The sequence below is a fragment of the Rahnella aquatilis CIP 78.65 = ATCC 33071 genome (assembly GCF_000241955.1).
Taxonomy (GTDB): domain Bacteria; phylum Pseudomonadota; class Gammaproteobacteria; order Enterobacterales; family Enterobacteriaceae; genus Rahnella; species Rahnella aquatilis.
Map to the genome: position 1 here is coordinate 1,174,566 of NC_016818.1, position 20,142 is coordinate 1,194,707.

At 51.9% G+C, this 20,142-nt stretch carries 18 protein-coding genes and 1 riboswitch; of the genes, 4 read left to right on the forward strand and 14 right to left on the reverse strand.

From position 1 onward, the window contains the following. Positions 1 to 38: 38 nt before the first annotated feature. On the reverse strand, positions 39 to 698 hold the full coding sequence (locus RAHAQ2_RS05435) for a DUF3313 domain-containing protein (protein ID WP_015696276.1): 660 nt from the start codon (positions 696 to 698) through the stop codon (positions 39 to 41). A 138-nt stretch (positions 699 to 836) separates the two neighbouring features. After that, on the reverse strand, positions 837 to 1,271 hold the full coding sequence (locus RAHAQ2_RS05440) for a GNAT family N-acetyltransferase (RefSeq protein WP_015696277.1): 435 nt from the start codon (positions 1,269 to 1,271) through the stop codon (positions 837 to 839). A gap of 152 nt (positions 1,272 to 1,423) precedes the next feature. Continuing rightward, a riboswitch (TPP riboswitch) is annotated at positions 1,424 to 1,522 on the forward strand. A 35-nt stretch (positions 1,523 to 1,557) separates the two neighbouring features. Between RAHAQ2_RS05440 and thiM the strand changes: the two genes are divergently transcribed. Together thiM and thiD are read left to right on the forward strand one after the other, a co-directional pair. Further along, positions 1,558 to 2,367, forward strand: coding sequence for a hydroxyethylthiazole kinase (gene thiM, locus RAHAQ2_RS05445; RefSeq protein ID WP_015696278.1), 810 nt, complete (start codon positions 1,558 to 1,560; stop codon positions 2,365 to 2,367). Beyond that, positions 2,364 to 3,164 (forward strand): bifunctional hydroxymethylpyrimidine kinase/phosphomethylpyrimidine kinase, encoded by an 801-nt coding sequence (gene thiD, locus RAHAQ2_RS05450; protein WP_015696279.1) that lies wholly within the window; start codon positions 2,364 to 2,366, stop codon positions 3,162 to 3,164. Before thiM ends, thiD begins: the two co-directional genes overlap by 4 nt. A 7-nt stretch (positions 3,165 to 3,171) precedes the next feature. On the opposite strand, the gene RAHAQ2_RS05455 is transcribed toward thiD, so the two are convergent. From RAHAQ2_RS05455 to RAHAQ2_RS05465, 3 genes are all read right to left on the reverse strand, one after another. Next, positions 3,172 to 4,020 carry a hypothetical protein gene (locus tag RAHAQ2_RS05455; protein ID WP_015696280.1) on the reverse strand — a complete coding sequence of 283 codons (849 nt, stop codon included), beginning with the start codon at positions 4,018 to 4,020 and terminating at the stop codon, positions 3,172 to 3,174. A 121-nt stretch (positions 4,021 to 4,141) separates the two neighbouring features. Beyond that, entirely contained in the window at positions 4,142 to 4,828 is a 687-nt protein-coding gene (locus RAHAQ2_RS05460) for a GntR family transcriptional regulator (RefSeq protein ID WP_015696281.1), read from the reverse strand. A 90-nt stretch (positions 4,829 to 4,918) separates the two neighbouring features. After that, positions 4,919 to 5,746, reverse strand: coding sequence for an AraC family transcriptional regulator (locus RAHAQ2_RS05465; protein ID WP_037038479.1), 828 nt, complete (start codon positions 5,744 to 5,746; stop codon positions 4,919 to 4,921). A 281-nt stretch (positions 5,747 to 6,027) separates the two neighbouring features. Between RAHAQ2_RS05465 and RAHAQ2_RS05470 the strand changes: the two genes are divergently transcribed. Both RAHAQ2_RS05470 and RAHAQ2_RS05475 read left to right on the forward strand, forming a co-directional pair. Beyond that, the gene (locus tag RAHAQ2_RS05470) at positions 6,028 to 7,437 is read left to right on the forward strand and encodes an MFS transporter (protein WP_015696283.1); all 1,410 of its coding nucleotides are present in this window, start codon (positions 6,028 to 6,030) and stop codon (positions 7,435 to 7,437) included. 22 nt (positions 7,438 to 7,459) lie between these two features. Continuing rightward, entirely contained in the window at positions 7,460 to 9,433 is a 1,974-nt protein-coding gene (locus tag RAHAQ2_RS05475) for a glycoside hydrolase family 127 protein (protein WP_015696284.1), read from the forward strand. A 17-nt stretch (positions 9,434 to 9,450) separates the two neighbouring features. Here the strand turns inward: RAHAQ2_RS05475 and RAHAQ2_RS05480 are convergent, their stop codons facing one another. From RAHAQ2_RS05480 to RAHAQ2_RS05520, 9 genes are all read right to left on the reverse strand, one after another. Continuing rightward, positions 9,451 to 9,993: a chorismate mutase gene (locus tag RAHAQ2_RS05480; protein ID WP_015696285.1), complete on the reverse strand. Its 543-nt coding sequence runs from the start codon at positions 9,991 to 9,993 to the stop codon at positions 9,451 to 9,453. A gap of 180 nt (positions 9,994 to 10,173) precedes the next feature. After that, positions 10,174 to 11,463 (reverse strand): MFS transporter, encoded by a 1,290-nt coding sequence (locus tag RAHAQ2_RS05485; protein WP_015696286.1) that lies wholly within the window; start codon positions 11,461 to 11,463, stop codon positions 10,174 to 10,176. 123 nt (positions 11,464 to 11,586) lie between these two features. Then, positions 11,587 to 12,600: a Zn-dependent oxidoreductase gene (locus RAHAQ2_RS05490; RefSeq protein WP_015696287.1), complete on the reverse strand. Its 1,014-nt coding sequence runs from the start codon at positions 12,598 to 12,600 to the stop codon at positions 11,587 to 11,589. Positions 12,601 to 12,611: 11 nt separating this feature from the next. Continuing rightward, positions 12,612 to 13,826, reverse strand: coding sequence for a D-mannonate dehydratase ManD (gene manD, locus RAHAQ2_RS05495; protein WP_015696288.1), 1,215 nt, complete (start codon positions 13,824 to 13,826; stop codon positions 12,612 to 12,614). 191 nt (positions 13,827 to 14,017) lie between these two features. Further along, positions 14,018 to 15,031: a 3-dehydro-L-gulonate 2-dehydrogenase gene (gene yiaK, locus RAHAQ2_RS05500; protein ID WP_015696289.1), complete on the reverse strand. Its 1,014-nt coding sequence runs from the start codon at positions 15,029 to 15,031 to the stop codon at positions 14,018 to 14,020. Then, the gene (locus RAHAQ2_RS05505; RefSeq protein WP_015696290.1) at positions 15,018 to 16,580 is read right to left on the reverse strand and encodes an MFS transporter; all 1,563 of its coding nucleotides are present in this window, start codon (positions 16,578 to 16,580) and stop codon (positions 15,018 to 15,020) included. The genes yiaK and RAHAQ2_RS05505 overlap by 14 nt, the downstream gene beginning before the upstream one ends. Positions 16,581 to 16,824: 244 nt before the next feature. Then, a complete protein-coding gene (gene yegS / locus RAHAQ2_RS05510) occupies positions 16,825 to 17,712 on the reverse strand; it encodes a lipid kinase YegS (RefSeq protein ID WP_015696291.1) in 888 nt (295 codons plus the stop codon). A 370-nt stretch (positions 17,713 to 18,082) separates the two neighbouring features. Beyond that, a complete protein-coding gene (gene trhP, locus RAHAQ2_RS05515) occupies positions 18,083 to 19,468 on the reverse strand; it encodes a prephenate-dependent tRNA uridine(34) hydroxylase TrhP (RefSeq protein ID WP_015696292.1) in 1,386 nt (461 codons plus the stop codon). A gap of 186 nt (positions 19,469 to 19,654) precedes the next feature. Then, a complete protein-coding gene (locus RAHAQ2_RS05520; RefSeq protein ID WP_015696293.1) occupies positions 19,655 to 20,002 on the reverse strand; it encodes a YegP family protein in 348 nt (115 codons plus the stop codon). Between the last annotated feature and the right edge of the window lie 140 nt (positions 20,003 to 20,142).

A 20,142-nucleotide genomic window follows, 5' to 3' on the forward strand; every position in this document is an offset into this window, starting at 1 on the left:
GCCCTCTGGCTGCCCTCATTGTTATGCTGTTTCGAGAGTTATTCGTTGAACAGCCTGGTATCATTTGCCAGGCTATCTACGACCACTTTTAAATCGTTAGCGGTGACTTTCTGTTTATCATTGGAAACTTGTTTACCGAAGCCTTTACGCACGACTTTAATCACCGGTTTGCCGGTGCTGGCATCGATCAGCTCACCTTCAAAGTAAACTTCAGTATCACGCGTACGATGGCCTGTGGCAGTTTCAGTACCGGCAATTACCAGCGCGACCGGGATGACTTCATAGAACTGCAAACCTTCTGCCGAGGTGTTCACACCGGTGATCGCACCTTTGAAAATCAATGTGCGCGGCCCTGCGTGATCTGTCAGTGGCATGCGCTCCGCCAGTGCAGCTTTCATACGGCTGTTGGCGTAATCCAGCACCCCCTGCAAGGTAGCTTTGTCGATCTGCTCCGTAGGCTGCGGTTCCGGGTAGAATTTAATCGGTTCGTATTTGATGTAAGAATAATTTCCTCTCTTAAACGAAGGATCGATCCAGCGCAGCACCGGATTTCCACCGGCCGTTTTGACTTCTTTCAGATCCGAATAATCGCCTAAAAAACCAGAATATTTTTCTGTCTTGGTTATGTGGCTGGTACAACCGGCCAGGAACAGTGCACCAGTCACTGCAGCAATCTGCATCAGTTTTATTGTTTTCATTCGTACCCTCGAAAATTTTAAGGAAGACCAAGTATGTATAGCACCGCTGCGGAATTTAACCTCTTAACGACAAAGAAAAATTGATATTTGTCAGGATCGCGAAAATACGGTTCTGTGAGGTAATCATTTCTTCCTTAATTATTTTTTTGATGAATGAAACAAATAGTATTCACCTTTTGGGCTATCTCCCCTGGAGATGATGTTCCAGCCTTTTGAGAGATAAAAAGCGACTGATTTTTCACTTTTTACTAAACATTTCAGCGATCCCTGACGGGTAAATGTTTGTTCAGCAGCGTGAAGCAATGCCGAACCTGCGCCGGTTCCCTGATATTGCGGATCAACAAACAGGTTATGCAGGAAATCTTCCTGAGTGAAAATCGAGGCGAATCCCAGCAAATGTCCGTCACGTTCCGCGACCAGTATTGTCTCGCCGATCACTGCACGATCAAAATCCTCCAGCTGAAAATCGTCTTCCAGCCATGTCCAGGTGTGCTTGCGCGAGGCCAGATACAGTGTACGTAAAAACGGGCGGTCTGCTTCTTCATAAGGACGGACAGTAAGTGGTGAGGGCAAGGAAAACTCCTGAGAAAATTTATTATCAACGTGTGTTGTTCATAGTCGTTTTCCGATACTGCCAGTGAAACGGGGTGAGTTCAATGACGTTGGTGGATCGGTTTTTTAACGCATTTCCTGATTGATCTTCTGACCTGCGCCGCCAATAATGCTCCCTTGACTCGGGGTGCCCGCTGCAAAGCAGGGCTGAGATTTTACCCGTATTACCTGATCTGGATTATGCCAGCGTAGGGAAGTCAGGTATCTCTCTCCTGATACCGCCTTCTGAGCGCCGGTGGGGAGACTTATGAATACCCGACCTACCCACATTCCCGGCGCTTTAGCCGCCACTTCTCTGAAACAACTCCGTTTCACTGCGCCGCTGGTTCACTGCCTGACCAACGACGTGGTGCAATCTTTTACCGCCAATGTCCTGCTGGCGCTGGGCGCGTCTCCGGCGATGGTGGTTGATCCCGCCGAAGCGGCGCAATTTGGTGCCATCGCGGACGCCCTGCTGGTCAATGTTGGTACGCTGACACATCCCCATGCTGATGCGATGCTGGCGGCTATTCATGCGGCCAGTCAGGCCGGAAAACCCTGGGTGCTGGATCCGGTTGCCGTCGGCGGCCTGAGCTGGCGTACAGAATTCTGTCATGAAATCATCACACTGAAGCCCGCCGCGATCCGCGGTAATGCGTCGGAAATCCGGGCACTCAGCGGTCTCAGCGCATCCGGGCGCGGCGTTGACAGCGGCGATGATCCCCTTTCTGCATTACCTGCTGCCCGGCAACTGGCGCGCGGGACCGGCGCGGTAGTGGCCGTCACCGGTGAAACTGATTATGTCACCGACGGCATGCGCAGTTGGGCTGTGGCTGGCGGGCATCCGATGATGACCCGCGTGGTGGGGACCGGATGCGCATTATCTGCCGTGGTAGCGGCCTTTGCGGCTTTGCCGGGCGATCGTCTGGATAACGTGGCCGCCGCCTGCCGGGTGATGTCGTGCGCCGGCGAACGCGCCTGTGCGGTCGTGAAAGGGCCGGGCAGTTTCACGCCTGAATTCCTCGATAATCTGTATTTAATCGGCGAAGAATGGCTGAACGGCGAGGGCATGCAATGAAACGTATTAATGCACTGACAATTGCAGGCACTGACCCGAGCGGCGGGGCGGGGATCCAGGCGGATTTAAAAACTTTTTCGGCACTTGGCGCGTACGGTACCAGTGTGATCACAGCGCTGGTGGCTCAGAACACGAGGGGCGTGCAATCGGTCTATAACATTGAGCCAGATTTCGTTGCAGCGCAGCTTGATTCTGTACTGAGCGATGTGCGGATCGACAGTACGAAAATCGGCATGCTGGCGAACAGCCAGATTGTGGAAGCGGTGGCGGAGCGGCTCAGACATTATCAGCCGTCGTTTGTGGTGCTGGATACCGTGATGCTGGCGAAAAGTGGCGATCCGTTGCTGTTGCCGGAAGCGGTTGATGCGGTGCGCCGTTTGCTGATCCCGCAGGCATCGATTATTACGCCCAACCTGCCGGAAGCGGCGGCGTTACTGGAATGCACGGTGGCAACGAATGAAACTGAAATGCGTGAACAGGGAGAAGCCTTACTGGCGATGGGATGTGACGCGGTGCTGATGAAAGGGGGGCATCTGAGCGATGAGGAAAGCCCTGACTGGCTGTTTATGTCCGGTTCCCGCGAGCGGTTTACTGCGCCGCGTGTGAATACCCGACATACTCACGGCACCGGCTGTACGCTGTCGGCCGCGCTGGCCGCGTTACGTCCGCGTCATCACAACTGGGCCGATACGGTGCGTGAAGCCAAAGCTTATTTACAGCAGGCGCTGATGCAGGCCGACTCCCTTGAAGTCGGCCACGGCATCGGGCCGGTGCATCATTTCCACCGCTGGTGGTAACCGCAGATTATGCGAGGCGCCGGGTTTCGCTCAGCGCCTGTTCAGCCTGATGGAATTTCGTCAGCGCCTGTTGCAAATGCACGGCATCAAACGGATTAAGCGGATAGAATTTTTCTTCCTTACGCGGGCGCAGCATCACGCGGATTTTACTCGCTGACATCCGTTCAAACAGATAACTGGCAATATCGTCGTTCTCCTCGTCCTGCCACGAGAGCAGCAATGCCGCGTGTTCACCGCTGCGGCGGCCAATAAATTGCCCGTGCGACCACAGTCCTTCCAGTTCGCCATCCTTTTGCAGTTTTTTGCCGCTGAACCACGGCGATTCAGCCAGCGTCAGAAGGGTTTGCGGTGTGATTTCCGCATGCAACTGGCGCCATTGCGGGCGGTTGTTATCCATCTGCCAGCAGGCCATGCCGAGATAATCGTTCAGTTCACGCCAGTCCTGTTCCAGCTTCTCCCTGAGTTCAGGATCCTGCACATGCATAAACTGTTGCAGACCGGTCGCCTGTTCCCCCAGTTTGTTATAAGCAATAACGGTCATGATGCGGGGCTTGCGGCGAAATGTGACCCACAGCAGCACTTTGGGGATGCGGAAAGTGATGGCCTGAACGGTGAGTTTGTAACGGTTGCCACGTGACATTACCAGGCCGTTGGACGTGCCCCGTTTGTCCTGATAATTTCTCACCAGTACTACGCTGTTCTGGCCCATCCAGCCCGTGACGTAATGTTCTTTTTCGCTTTCGGCCACGTCCAGATCCTGGACGATCTGGGTAATTTTCTCGTTATCCAACTGAGAGAGGGAGAGTGACTGTTCGGCACTGTAGTAGCTTTTTTTCAGGACGGCTGTGGCTGGCATAAAAGTATCCACGATGTTGATGTGGTTTACAGCTTACACCAAGTTGTCATACAGATTTTAGGGCTGACCCGCAAAATTTGAACGCTGTGGTTCACGGTTTTTACAGTACCCCTTCTTTTACTTACTCGGCATCAAACCAGTCGCTGTTCTGTTCGGCAATGGGGGTAATGGTGGAAATCATTTCCTGCAAATGAATACGGATGGCTTTTTCAGCGGCGTCCGGGTCATGCGCTTGCAGCCCGTCAAAAATCGCATAATGTTGTGCAATCAGATTTTCCGGTGGTGACACTTTACTGAGTGTCAAAAAGCGGACGCGATCCATTGTCGCTTTGATGTGCTCGACGGTTTCCCATGCCAGACGGCAGTCGATGATCTGTGCAATCGTGCGGTGGAACTCATCATCGAGCAGCAGGAATTCCTGCGTTTGCTGACTCTTTGCCGCCAGCGTCTGACGCTCAAGATTATGTTCGAGCAGCGCCAGATCTTTATCGGTGGCGACCATCGCCGCACGGCGTACCACGGCAGTTTCGACCGCTTCGCGAATGAAGCGTCCGTCAGCAACCCGCTTGGAGGATATTTTCATTACATAAGTGCCGCGTTGCGGTAAAACCTGAACCAGCCCGGCTTCGGCCAGTTTGATAAAGGCTTCGCGAACCGGCTGGCGGGACACATTAAAGCGTGTGGAAATCTCTTTCTCCGACAGGAATGCCCCCGGTGCGATAGCACAGGTGACGATGTCCTGACGCAAGGTGCGATAAATCTGCTGATTAACCGGCACATTACTGAGAAATTCAAAGGAGTCTGTCATGGGCAAAAGTTGTCTTTAAAGTCGGGAGAGCACAATACTAACATGAGTTTTCTGATGTTTTTGAGATTGTTAGCGCAAGGTTTCATCAAATTATTGGGAGTTTATATGTTCCCGGCAATATAACTTTTTATAAGCCGCAGGCGTGATACCCAGCAGTTTACGAAATACCCGGCGAAAATACGCCACATCGTTAAAACCGGTCAGGCGTGCCACATCCGACACATTACCGGTATTGGCCAGTAACAGCTTTTCTGCTGCCGCGACCCGTTGTTTATGCAGTGCATCCGTCAGCGTCATCTGAAAGGTCAGGCGGAAAACCCGCCCGAGATAATCCGCGTTACAGTGCAGCCGTTCCGCCAGTTCAGAGGCCCCCAGCGGCAGATGAAATTGTGTCGTGAGCAACTGACGGGCTTTATAGGCCAGCGCGACGCCGGGGCCGCCGGGTTCGACATTCTCCGGCCAGGTGCGCGAAACTTCCTCTAACAGCAAAATCAGGAACAGCCCGAGAGAATGACCACCGCGTTCCTGTTCATATAAAAATAATCTGAACAGCGTTAACAGGGTTTCATTGTCCCTGACTTTACAATGTTGTGGAATATTCAGCTGTAAAGAGGGACTATTTTGCTGTGGTCTGATGATTGTTATATCTTCCACAAGTTCAAAATGCAGCCAGTAAAATTTTAAATCAGGATCAAAGGTTGTGACCCCTTTATGTTCCCTGCCGGGAAATAACAACAAACTTTCTCCTGCATGTAGATCAAAACGCGTATTTTCTTCCTGTAAAGACAATGAACCACGGACGACATAAATTAATTCGTGCGAATTCAGGCGACGGGTCGGATGTGTGCCAATTCCTCTGGAGATAAACAAGCCGCCGTTTTGCACTTTAACCGGGTAATTTACGGGGAACGCAAGCATTTCAGGCATTTTAAGGCACTCATCAGCCGGGATTGGCCTGACATTAGCACAGGCAACGCGCACCGTCAGCCAGGTGCAAAGAGGTTTTGATCTGCTTCACAGATTCTGATCGTGAGTCGGAATTGTCCCGTTTAACTACTTTATCCTCCTCTTGTTGGCATCCTGTCTCTATGCCAGATTTATGGCGTACCTTATTTAATCTCAGGGCTGATACAGCTAATTAGCCTTATTCATTGTGTTCCTACAGCTTATTAATAACGATATAAAAGCGAGGAAAAATAATGCCAACAGATTCAGTTAATACCGGTTCTGCACCGGTAAGCGGTGAGGGAAGAATAATTTCTGCTCATGCCAAACTTTCTGTCAGTGAAAAAATCGGTTATGGATTAGGTGACGCCGGCGGCACGATAATTACCTGTCTGATCACCAGTTTTCTGACATTCTTTTATACCGATGTTTTCGGGCTGACGCCTGCGATTGTCGGGACACTGTTTATTTCCCTGCGGGTGATTGACGCAATTTCCGATCCGCTGATGGGCATTCTGGCTGACCGTACGCAAAGCCGCTGGGGACGTTTTCGTCCGTGGCAGTTATGGGTCGCACTGCCTATTGGCGTGGTCGGATTTCTCACTTTTACGGTGCCCGGCCTGAGTGGTGATGCCAAAATTGCCTACGCCTTCTTCACTTATTTCCTGCTCTCTGTGTCTTATACGGCAATTAACGTGCCGTATTGCGCGCTGATTAACACCATGACCACCGATCACCGGGAAGTGATGTCGTGTCAGTCGTGGCGCTTTGTCCTGTGCGGTGTGGCGGGCTTTATGGTTTCCGTCGGGTTGCCGTGGCTGGTGCAGGTGTTGGGTAAAGGCAATGCGGCAGTGGGCTATCAGCAGGGCGTGGGCCTGCTCTGTGCGGTTGCTGTGGTGATGTTCCTGTGGTGTTTCTTCACGGTGCGCGAACGCCTGCCCCTTGCGCTGCTCGGACAGTTCAGCGTTAAAGAACACATTCGCGGGATGCTGAAAAACGATCAGTTGTTGCTGGTGTTGCTGATGTCTTTCCTGCTGATCAACGTGTTCAATCTGCGCGGCGGCGGCTACATGTATTTCATCACTTATGTGCTGAAAGGCGGTGCGGGTTACGCTTCCCTGTTCTTCGGCATGGTAACGCTGGCGTCTATTCTCGGCGCGGTGATCGTCAATCAGCTGACCAAATTTATCGACAGCGTGCGGCTGTATATGCTGACCAATCTGATACTGGCGGTGTTTTCCCTGTTGCTGTGGTTTGTGCCTGCCGGTGAACATCATCAGACACTGTGGCTGGGTATCATTTTTGTACACTGTGTGATCCTCGGATTCACGTTGCCGCTGCATTTTTCCATCATGGCGTTCGCCGACGATTACGGGCACTGGAAAAACGGTATCCGCTCCTCCGGCATGAACTTTGCCTTCAACCTGTTCTTTATCAAACTGGCCTGGGCATCAAGTGCCGGGATCATCAGCCTGGTCTTCATTCTGGTCTCTTATCAGGCTGGCGCAGAGCACCAGACTGCGGCGTCACTCGGCGGGATCACCCTGCTGGAAACTTTGTTACCTGCGGCGATGCATCTGCTGCTGGCGGGAACGCTGATGTTCTGCAAACTCGATAACAAATTGCTGTCACGGATGTCGCACGATTTAGCCGAAAAAATTTAATTGAGTGTTTTCAGGAGGTTGTATGTCGTTTTCCCCGGTTGATTCTTTAGAAGTGCCTTTGCAAAAGGTAAATGTTTCCGATGCTTTCTGGCTGGAATATCAGCGTCTGGTGAAAGATGTGGTGGTGCCGTATCAGTGGAAAGCGCTCAATGATGACGTCGCCGACGCCGAACCAAGCCATGCAATTGAAAATTTCCGTATTGCCGCCGGGCAATCCGATGGCGAGTTTTATGGCATGGTTTTTCAGGACAGCGATGTGGCGAAATGGCTGGAAGCGGTGGGGTATTTACTGGCGAAAACGCCGGATCCTGCGCTGGAAGCCACTGCAGATCAGGTGATCGAACTGGTGGGTGCCGTGCAGCAACCCGACGGCTATCTGAATACGTATTTCACCGTCAAAGAGCCACAACAACGCTGGGCCAATCTGGCTGAGTGTCATGAGCTTTACTGCGCCGGACATCTGATTGAAGCCGGTGTGGCTTATGTGCAGGCCACCGGTAAAACCCGTTTGCTGGAGATTGTCTGCAAACTGGCAGATCACATTGCACACGTCTTCGGGCCGGGCGAACAGCAACTGCATGGCTATCCGGGACATCCGGAAATTGAACTGGCGTTGATGCGTTTGTATGAGCAGACCGCCGAAACGCGATATCTCGAACTGACCCGCTATTTTGTTGAACAGCGCGGCACACAGCCACATTTCTACGATATCGAGTATGAAAAAAGGGGAAAAACATCGCACTGGAATACCTACGGTCCGGCGTGGATGGTGAAAGACAAAGCCTACAGTCAGGCGCATGTGCCGGTGGCCTTGCAGACAACGGCTGTCGGTCACGCGGTACGTTTTGTTTACCTGTATGCCGGTGTGGCGCATCTGGCGCGGTTGAGTCAGGATCAGGAAAAACGCGAAGTGTGCCAGCGGTTGTGGGAAAACATGACCCAGCGGCAGATGTACATCACCGGTTCCATCGGCTCGCAAAGCAGCGGTGAAGCGTTTTCTTGCGACTATGATTTACCCAATGACACGGCTTACACCGAAACCTGCGCATCGATTGGCCTGATGATGTTCGCCAACCGCATGTTGCAGATGGATGCTGACAGCCGCTATGCCGATGTGATGGAGCGTGCACTTTACAACACTGTGCTGGCCGGCATGGCGCTCGACGGCAAACATTTCTTCTATGTGAATCCTCTGGAAGTGCATCCGAAAAGCATTCCGTTCAACCATATTTATGACCACGTAAAACCGGTACGTCAGCGCTGGTTCGGCTGTGCCTGTTGTCCGCCAAATATTGCGCGTCTGCTGGCGTCGCTCGGCCATTATATCTATACCCAGCGCCCGGACGGCGTGGATATCAATCTGTATATCGGCAGTGATGTCGACGCGACCATCGGCGGAAAAGCGTTGCGACTGAAACAGTCCGGTGGCTACCCGTGGGCAGAACGCGTGCTGATTGAAATCGATACCGATCAGCCGCTGGAAGCCACGCTGGCGCTGCGTTTACCTGACTGGTGCGGCAGCCCGCAGGTCACGCTGAATGGCCATCCGCTTGAACTGGCCAGCCTGACGCAACGTGGATATTTGCGTCTTACGCAGGAATGGCAGAAAGGCGATCGCATTGAAATGACGCTGCCGATGCCGGTGACGCGGGTGAAAGGCAACGCGCTGTTACGGCATGTTGCGGGCAAAGTGGCGGTGCAGCGCGGACCGCTGGTGTACTGCCTCGAGCAGGCCGATAACGGCAGCGAACTGCATAACATCCGCCTGCCGCACAATGCGCAATTCCGTCTGATTTCAGGCAGCGGACTGTTCGCCGGTAAAACCTTATTGCAGACGCAGGGCGAGCGCCGGACTTCCGTTCAGGCCAGTCAGCAGCCACTTTATCGCTACAATCCGCCTGCACAAGAAACGGTGCCGCAAACCCTGACCTTTGTGCCGTACTTCACCTGGGCGAATCGCGGGGAAGGAGAGATGCGCGTTTGGGTGGATGAATAAAATCGTCCTCCTTTAGTCTACTTCACGCGTCTGATCCCGGATAAGCCCTGGACCAGACGCGCTTTATCCACCTCGGTTAAGTGTGGTGCATGGAGCAGAGTCATAATCTCTGATTTATCTTCCTCACTGAACCCGCCTGCCAGCAATCGCTGACTAATGGCGTTCAAAATTTGCTTATCCTGTGCAGAGATTGAATCTCTGACCTTATCGAGGCTTTTCGGTTTTTCCCCCATCTCGGGCTGAGATAACCAGTCAGCAAAATAGCGGTACTGGATAGCCTTGGCGACGTCCATCTGTGCCTGAATAAACGGGAGCACTGAGTGCGGGTCAAGCCCTGCCTCTTCCGCTTCGGCCTGTGCCAGGGAAAGAACCTTCTTTTCGCGCCCTAAATCTTCGACCGGTAAATGATTTGCCGCTTTATAAGCCGCCACGTCTTTCATATCCACCATACGATCGTTCATCGCCGTTGTGAGCGAAGATATCGCTGCGGTCGGTGCCGATGCCGCATAAACTGAACCCACCATAAATAACGACGACAAAAACACCATGATATAAGCCATAACACCCTCAGTTGCGCCAGGAACAATAAGGAATTTACTTTACTATTAAAATAATACCGTGGTGTTACAAAGAGTCATGCATCATGTCTGAAATGATCTCTGACCGCTTTTGAGTCATGGGCAGGAAATGTGCAAAATGCCGCTCCCTTTTGGCTGGGAGCGGCATTGGCATTCAGAACATCAGTTATGAGACAGCGAGGAGTCGGGCAGGTGTTTTGGCGGTTTAATCACGAAGAACACCAGAATGGCGCCCAGCGCAGCGACGCCGCCAGCGAGAATGAAGGCACTGTCAAAACGTCCGGTGTTCTGAACGATGAAACCCGTCACGACCGGGCCGATGATGCCCGAGACACTGCCGACAAGATGAATAAATCCGCTGGTGCCGCCAACGCGGGATTTATGTACCACATCCTGAATAATCGCCCAGTAAATCGCGCCGGTGGTATACAGGAAGAAAATAGACACCGACATCAGAATGACCGCCGGCACCACGCTGGTAACAATACCGGCGAGGGCGACACAAATAGCCGCAGCTAACAGGCTGACCACTAATATAATTTTGCGCGACAACAACAAGCGGCCGGTGATATTAAAAATCTTATCAGAAATATAACCGCCCAATGCCAGGCCGACAAAACCGACAATCCACGGAATAACCGTTGTCAGGCTCATCTCTTTAATATTCAGGCCATGCGCCTGTACCAGATAAGCCGGGAACCAGCTGAGGAAGAAAAATAAAATATAGTTGTAGCAGAAGAAGGCAAACGCAGTCACCAGAATAATCGGCTGACGCAAATAATAACCCAGACCGTGCGCGGCCTGCGCTAAATTCTCTTCTTCGCTTAAATGTTCATTCTTCATTTCATCAACTAAACGCAACTCTTCCGGTGAAACACGTTTACTTTTCAGCGGATTATCGGCAACGGTGAAGAACCACACCACCATCCAGACGATGCCGATACTGGCAATGACCATAAAGGCCGGACGCCAGCCGAAGGAAATCGCCAGATACCCGACAATCGGCCCGGCCACCGCGCCGCCGAGGGGAGAACCGGCGCTGAGCAAGCCCATTGCGGTTGCCGCCTGTTTCTTCGGGAACCAGCCGTTAATCATCTTATTTGCTGAAGCGCAAATCGGGCCTTCAGCCATGCCGAATAATACCCGTAAAATAAGCATGGAATAAAAGCCGGTCGCGATAGCGGTCATGCCACAAAATACGGACCATAAGCCGACGGCTAATCCCATCACCAGCGTCGGGCCGAATTTATCCACGGCCAGGCCACCGATAAAGTTAAATATCGCGTAACCAAAGAAGAAACTGCCAAATATCATGCCGAATTGTTCGGGGTTAATGGTCAGTTCTTTTTCTATCATAGGGACAGTAATCGACAGCGCAACGCGGTCGAGGTAATTGATCATGTAAACCAGAAACAGCAGGAATACGATGACCCAGCGTAGGTTCTTAAACATAGATGAGTGCTCCACTTGTGGTGTCGTTTTAATAGTGTTGCGTTTTTATAGGTAGAACATGAGGTACGGCAGACGGGAAGATATTTGAAATCCTCCCGTCTTCTTGCAAAAACTAACGAATAATCAGAATGTCAGTAAAACCTTGCAGCAGGAGCGCTGATCTTTCTCAAACAGCGTTAATGCCGCTTCCACTTCGCTGGCGGGCATCCAGTGCGTCACCAGTTTTTCGGGTGCGATTTTTCCCTGTTCCATCCATTCAATCACCTGCGGAAACCGGTGACTGTTCAGGCGTGAAGAAAACAGTGAAATCTCTTTGCTGGTAATGCTTTGTTGCGTTACCAGGCTGGGCTCGCCGGAGAAACCCATCATACCGATACGTGCTGCCGGAGACGCCAGCAGAATAGCTTCCTGCAAAATCGCCGGATGGCAGGCAGCATCAACGATGAGCGTCGGGCGTACCCCTTCGGCGGCCAGCTCATCCGCCACGCTGCGTTCGCTATTGTTAATTGTCCAGTCAGCACCACTTACCTGCGCCATCTGTAACCGTTCGTCGATACGGTCAGCGACAATCACTTTCTGCACGCCATAAACACCTTTCAGCACCTGAATCACCGTCAGCCCCATCGGGCCTGCGCCGTATATCAGCGCAGTATCCTGCGGCGTTGGTTTCAGAAACGCCGTGATATTGGCCGCGATAGTAAACGGCTCGACCATGCTGGCGAGTTTGTCCGGGATCACATCCGGCACCACATAGGCATTTTTCGCCGGCGCGCAGGCGTAATCACTGAAACCGCCATCGCGGTGGACGCCAATAACCTGCAATTCTGCACAGACATTCGGGCGGCCAATCGAGCACGGATAACAGTGTCCGCAACTGACGACGGGATCGATAACCACGCGCTCACCGATACGTTTGGCGTCTACGCCTTCGCCGACGCTGTCGATATGGCCGAAGAACTCATGGCCGATTACCCGTGGATATTTCGCAAACGGATTGTGACCGTGATAAATGTGCACATCTGAACCACAGATGCCCGCATGACTGACCCGAACTCGTACTTCACCGGCGGCAGGTACCGGCAAAGCACGTTGCTCGATGACTAATTTTCCAGGTTCCTGAATAACGACACTGTTCATTTTTCGCTCCCTCACCAGTTCCACAACGTGCCGTCTTCCAGACGGGCCACCGGCAGATACGCCGGTTCGTACGGATATTTCGCCGCCAGCTTTTCGTCAAACTCAATGCCCAGACCCGGTTTTTCGCCCGGATGCATGTAGCCGTTATCGAACGTCCAGTTATGCGGGAAGACTTCCAGCATTTGCTCGGAATACCCCATGTATTCCTGCACGCCAAAGTTCGGCACCCACAGGTCGAAGTGCAGGGCCGCGGCCATACAAATCGGTGAAAGATCGGAAGGGCCATGGGAGCCGGTGCGCACCTGATACAGCGAAGCGAAATCAGCGATGCGGCGCATGCCGGTGATGCCGCCTGCGTGTGTCAGCGTGGTGCGGATATAGTCAATCAGCTGTTCTTCGATAAGCTGTTTGCAATCCCAGATGCTGTTGAACACTTCGCCGACCGCAATTGGCGTCACTGTGTGCTGGCGGATCAACCGGAAGCATTCCTGATTTTCAGCAGGCGTCGGATCCTCCATCCAGAACAGGCGATATTCTTCGATGCTTTTGCCAAAGCGCGCGGCTTCGATTGGCGTCAGGCGGTGGTGCATGTCGTGCAGCAAATGTTCGTCGAAACCGAATTTATTACGCACGGCTTCGAACAGTTTTGGTGTGAAATCGAGATATTTTTCTGTCGACCACAACTGCTCTTCCGGCCAGTTGCCTTTGGTCGCCGGTTCGTAGGCCAGACCTTTGCCTTTCGCCATGCCATATGTGGTTTTCATGCCCGGTACACCGCATTGCGCGCGGATCGCCTTGAAGCCGAGCTCTTTGTGTTTGGCGTAATCGTCGAGCACTTCATCAACGGAGTGGCCGGTGGTGTGGCAATAAACCATGACGCCGGTGCGGGATGCGCCGCCGAGCAACTGGTATAACGGCATGTTGGCGGCTTTCGCTTTGATGTCCCATAACGCCATGTCTACGGCAGAAATCGCAGACATGGTAACCGGGCCGCGACGCCAGTAAGCGCCTTTGTAGAAAAACTGCCAGATGTCTTCGATCTGATGCGCATCGCGGCCAATCAGCTGCGGACACACATGATCTTTCAGATATGACGCGACCGGTAACTCGCGGCCATTCAGCGTGGCATCACCAATGCCAGTCAGTCCGCTGTCAGTAGTGATTTTCAACGTCACAAAGTTACGTCCCGGACAAGTGACAAATACTTCAGCATTCACGATTTTCATCGGTTACGACCTTCTGCAGTAAAAGTAGGATGCATTTTCTGTGGTTATAAATACGCCTTATCTTAACTACCATACAAGTATGTTTATCGTTTTTTGCCGGAGAGGATCACACTTTGTGAGTGAAATGTTGCGGGGATTAAAAACAAAACGCCTGCTATTAACAGGCGTTATTTGGCGTGAAAGAGCGGGAACTATTCCGCCAGCCGTACCACCTCATCCCATACGGCATCATCGACCGGGATGCCAAGACGGCGGTTTTCTTCGCGGTTGGAAGCGGCTGTCTGGCCCGGATAACGGACATCGCGGTTGTGTTCGGCGGGGTCGGACTGATTAACGTAGTCTGCAACGCTGTCGGCCATGCGTTCGGTGAATTCGGCCCCACCGAGTTGTGTCGGGTCAAACACCATGAAAATCTGACTGGCGCCGGTACAACTGCCTTTGCCTATTTTGTCGATCTCATTGGTGGGTGATCCGGCGGACAACAGCGCAGCCATAGCATCGAGTACAATGGCCAGGCCGGAGCCTTTCCAGTAACCCGTTGGCAAAATACGCATGGATGCCTCGATTGGGCCAGGGTCGTCTGTGAGATTGCCCTCTTTATCATAGCCGCCGGGGAAGGGGAGTTTTTCGTTTTTCAGCCGCGTGACCTGTAATTTGCCGTAGGAATACTGCGACATTGCCATATCCAGCACGATCGGGCCCCGGGTCCGGGGCACGGCCATCACGAACGGGTTGTTACCCACGCGGGTGTTTTTGCCGCCCCACGCAGGCATGCAGGATTCAGTATTCGTCCAGCAAATCGCCGCCATGCCTTGTTCTGCCGCATGCCAGCCATAGCTTCCGCCACGCATCCAGTGGCTGCTGTTTTTCAGCGCGACAATACCGACACCGTATTCTTTTGCCATCTCCGCCGCTTTTTCGACGGCAAACAGGGCGCTGGTAATGCCGATCCCGCGGTTACCGTTGTAGATGGCGATGGCACCAAGGGATTTTTCCAGCTCCGGTTTGGCATGAACGTCAATCCAGCCTTTTTTGACGTAATCGACAAAGCGCGCCACACGGTTCAGACCATGGGATGAAATGCCGTCACAACTGGACTCGGTGTGGATCCGTGCGCAGGTCCGCGCGCTTTCCTCATCAAGCCCTGCTTTTTGCAGGGCGCGGAAAATAGTCTGTTGCATCAGGCTGAATTCAATTCTTTGCATGGTCGGCTCCGGTTGAGAGGTCATCAGGCGTTAGTGTGGGTAATTCTTCTGTCTGGCTAAGAATATTATTATCCCCCCAACATTTTTCGTATGGCCAGCCGGTCAGTTGTTCGGTAATTAAGCGGGTTTCCGGGGTGACATCATATTTACTGCCACCGGCTTTTAGTCGCTCAATCTCATTGACCAGCAGCGCATGGTTGTGGCGTGTCAGGCGGAACTTCATTGAACTGTATAATCCCACCAGCAGGAAGATGACCGAACCTGTGCCAAATACCAGCGTGATCCCATAAATGGCTTCAGCAGGTTGTGTTGCGCTTTTCGGTGTAAATCCGTAGTGCTGCAATAACAGGCCAACACCAAATAGTGCCACTGCCTGAACGGCTTTACGCACAAAAGTCATGACCCCGGCGAATATACCTTCTCGCCGTTTTCCGGTCAGCATCTCATCCACATCCGGAATAAAGCTGTAAATATTCCAGCAAACATAACTGGTGCCTGAACGGCCAACACCCATTAAAATGACGGAGAGATAAATCAGCGCCATATTAAACGGCAGTTGTAATAAATGGATGGCTAAGAATAACCCGACGCTTGCCAGCATAAATAACTGCGCAATGCGGTAAGACGCACCATTGCCTAATTTCATGCACAGGAAAATAAACAGCGCGACACAGACAAACTGCACCAGCGTCATTAATGTCATGGCGTTCGAGGCCGTCACGGCGTTTTGCCCGAGGACAAAAATAATGTAATAGGCCAGCACCGCACCGAGCACGTCGAGGGCGACATAACCGCCCAGATACATCCCCACATGCTGACGGAAGGTGCGTACTTTCATTGTGGAAATCAGTGATTTAAACAGATGTTTCATGTCGCGGCGAAAAGAAAGTTTCGGCGCAGCGACATCAACCGGGATCGGACGCTCCCATGTATAAAAGTAAAGCATCAGAATCACCACAGCAAACAGCACGCCGAAAATCACCCCCATAATCAGAAACGATGAGGATGAATCTTCACCGAGATAGGCAATGATCCGGCCCGGTAACCAGGCGGCTAATATTGCGGCACCGGTGGAGAAGAACATTCTGACGCCGGTCAGTTTGGTGCGCATTTTAAAGCTGGAGGTCATTTCCGCTGCCAGCGTTTCATAAGGCACAATTGCCAGCGTATAGGCAGCATAGAATAAAATATAAGTGAACAGGTAGTACCAGAACCCCATGCCGCTGACCCACATAATAATGTAGGTCACCATAATCAGCGGCGCACCAAATAAGAAGAAGAAACCGCGTCGGCCGTATTTTTTACCCAACGGATTACGGTAGAAATTATCCGTGACATACCCCATAAGCGGATCGAAAAAAGCATCCAGCAAACGTGCTGTCGCAATAACAGCACCGGCCTCTGCAGGGCTTAATCCGGCATAGGTGGTGTAGAAAAACATTATCCACAAACCCAGAACCGCAAAACATCCGCCGCCGAAGAAATCTCCTCCGCCGTAGGCCAGCATATTTTTTACCGATATCGGTCTTTCTTTATGATGATTAATCATACTACCCCTGCATTCCGTCACCGGATAAATAAGAGTCGTAAAAAGAAATGCGTCGTTTGTGCCCGCAGAAATTCATGAATGAATTATTCAGCGACATCGGCAACGTAAAATTAGGCAATGCACATCTACCATACAAGTATGCGAAATGGGTTTTATCGGGCGAGATCACAAAAATAAAGGCAGAATTGCTCTGTACTGCAAGATAGATCACAGTACAGAGAATGAACAAAGAGAAGAGTCGATATCAGCCGAGCAGGTCGCACTGCGGGGGTAAACGGCACCGGATGGCGGCAGGTAAAACTTCGATATGGAACTGTTTGCCGGTCAGCGGTTCACCGTCGAGATTGAAGGTCATGTCATGCGGCGCGGTGATATCGAGCCACGGCAGACTGGCGGAAAGGATATTTTTGTTTTCTTCATTACTGAGCAGGCTGCGCAGGAATGATGGCAGCAGCTCTTCTGACGTCAGAAGACGTAACTGCAACAGACCGTCATTGATCAGCGCGTCCGGGCAAATTTGTTGCCCGCCACCGGCCTGGCGACCATTGCCGATGCCAATCACCAGCGCATCGCCTTCCCACTGAAAATCCGGGCCTGTGATTTCACAGCGATCAGCTTTGAGCGTATCCAGGCGTAAAAGCCCGTGGATGAAATAGGATACACCGCCGAGTGCCGCTTTCAGTTTTTCCGGTGTTTCCGTGGTGATACGTGTCCCAAAGCCGCCTGTCGCCATGTTGATGAAGAAATGCTGGCTGTTGACGCAAGCCAGATCGATCTCGACGGCCCGGCCTTTTACCGCCAGTTGTAATGCCTGCTCAGGCGTCGGGGGAATATTGCAGGCGGTAGCGAAATCATTGGCCGTCCCCAGTGGCACAATCCCCAGAACCGGCCTTACACCGTCGAGTTGTGCCAGCGCACCCGCCACTTCGTTAATTGTTCCATCACCGCCACCGGCGATCACGGTTTCACAACCCAGTTCAACGGCTTCGTTGACATAACGCGCTGCATCACCGTGCTCCCAGGTGACCCGTACGTCCAGCTTCACGCCTTCAGCACGCAGCGCGTTCACCGCTTCGCGCAGTTCATCGATGGCCGCACCTTTTCCATTTAAAATCAGCAGTGCTGTGGTCATGTAGGCTCCTTTTATCTATACATAACAACAATAGATGATTATGAACGTATTTGGCTATCGGATAAATCAGTGAAGCATTCTTTCTGATATTAAATAATTGCAGTTAACGTAATTCAATAAATTCGTTATTTAACCAAAAAAGAGTTTTTTATTTTTGAGCGAAGAAAAGGTTATTTGTTCGTTTAACGAGAGAAAAATGAATGGCCAGAATACTAAAAGAAAAGCCAGCTCAAGGGAGATTGAGCTGGCCAAGGAGGTGGTTCCTAGTGTAGTCCGGTGCTTTATTTTGCATTCGAAGTAAATTGCGAATGCATATTAACCAGTTGTTCTAAAAATAGATGTGATCGAATTCTTGTTTTCGAAGAATTCCTTATTTTGAATGCGGATTCCGGGTGTCTGTTTTTTCCAGATTGCGCAACAAAATCGCGAATTCCAGGCTGATGTCTTCCGGCAACGCGACATAAACGAAGTGGCCGTTACCCGGCGCCACGTCGGTCGGCTGACCTTTTTTGTTGCGCAGCGCTTCCAGTGTGAACTGAACATTGCCCTGGGGCGTCATCATTTCCACGCTGTCGCCGACGCTGAACTTATTCTTCACGTCGATCTCTGCCCAGCCATCCTGACGGTTACCGGTGAATTCTCCGACAAACTGCTGGCGGTCGCTGACGGAGAAACCGTATTCGTAGTTCTGTTGTGCGTCATGCGTATGACGGCGCAGGAAACCTTCGGTGTAGCCGCGATGGGCCAGCCCTTCCAGCGTTGACAACAGCGTCGGATCAAACGGTTTTCCGGCCACCGCGTCATCAATCGCACGGCGATAAACCTGTGCGGTACGGGCGCAATAATAGAAGGATTTGGTGCGGCCTTCGATTTTCAGCGAGTGCACGCCCATTTTAGTCAATGTTTCCACATGCTGGATCGCCCGCAGATCCTTGGAATTCATAATATAAGTGCCATGTTCATCTTCAAAAGCACTCATGTATTCGCCCGGACGCATCGCTTCTTCCAGCATAAAGACTTTATCCGTCGGCTGGCCGATACCTAACGTCGGTTCTGCGGCGTCTGCCTGCTGAACCGGGATCGGCTCGTACTGATGCACGATGTTGCCGATGGCATCTTCTTTGCCTTCCTGAACTTTATATTCCCAGCGACAGGCGTTGGTGCAGGTTCCCTGATTCGGGTCGCGTTTATTGATATAACCGGAAAGCAGACAACGACCGGAATATGCCATACACAGCGCGCCGTGCACGAAAATCTCGATTTCCATGTCCGGCACCTGAGCGCGGATCTCGGCGATCTCTTCCAGCGACAGTTCGCGGGATAAAATGACGCGTGTCAGCCCCATTTGTTTCCAGAATTTCACCGTCGCCCAGTTAACGGCGTTGGCCTGCACCGAGAGGTGAATATCCATTTGCGGGAACGCTTCGCGCACCATCATGATAAGCCCCGGATCGGACATGATCAGGGCGTCCGGCCCCATGTCGATTACCGGTTGTAAATCACGGATAAAGGTTTTCAGCTTGGCATTATGCGGCGCGATATTCACCACCACATAGAATTTTTTCCCCAGAGTATGGGCTTCGTTAATGCCTGTTTCCAGATTCTGGTGGTTAAATTCGTTATTACGTACGCGCAGGCTATAGCGTGGCTGGCCGGCATAAACTGCATCGGCACCGTAGGCAAAGGCATAACGCATGTTTTTCAGGGAGCCGGCAGGGGACAGCAGTTCCGGAACAAAAGAATCGCGGGTAAACATAGTCAATCTCAGTCTGATCACAAGTCAGGGCCGTCCCGGATGCGGGGCGACGAAAGGTCGGAATTGTAACGTCTGAGTTGATCAAAAGCAGCCAGTTCGTGTGGGTATTTGAGGTTTTACGGGGGCAGATCAATTTTTGCATCCTGAGGCTACAACTGGAAATGTTGCAGCCTCAGGATAACGGGATCAGGCAATTTGCTGGGTGAGATCACGGATCTCCGGGCTTAGTCCGTTTTTGATGACGGACTGCACCCCTTTTTTGGCGGCGCTGAGCGAGGTGTACATCTCGCTGACGCCAATGACCTGATGGTTTTTTGCTTTCAGGACAAAGTAAAACTGCCCGTCTTTCGAGGGTTTGATCTCGTACTGGTTTTCTTCTGCGACGTTGCTTTGTACCGATGAAATGCCGTTTTCCGCAGATGCTTTGCTGGCATACATTTCGCTGGTGAGAATAATCTCTCCATTACCGGCCTTAAGGATAAAGTGATATTGCCCGTTCCTCGCCTTAATCAGATCATAGTGGGCATTAGCCATAAAGGTCATCTCCATAAGAGGGGTTATTTTCCAGAGATAAGTGTAGTTAATGGAGACTTTTTCGCGGCGATAGCGGAAATTTAAGGTATGAAATGTGAACTGGCCGACAGACTTTCAGTAACTTTACAAACCTCAGTTGC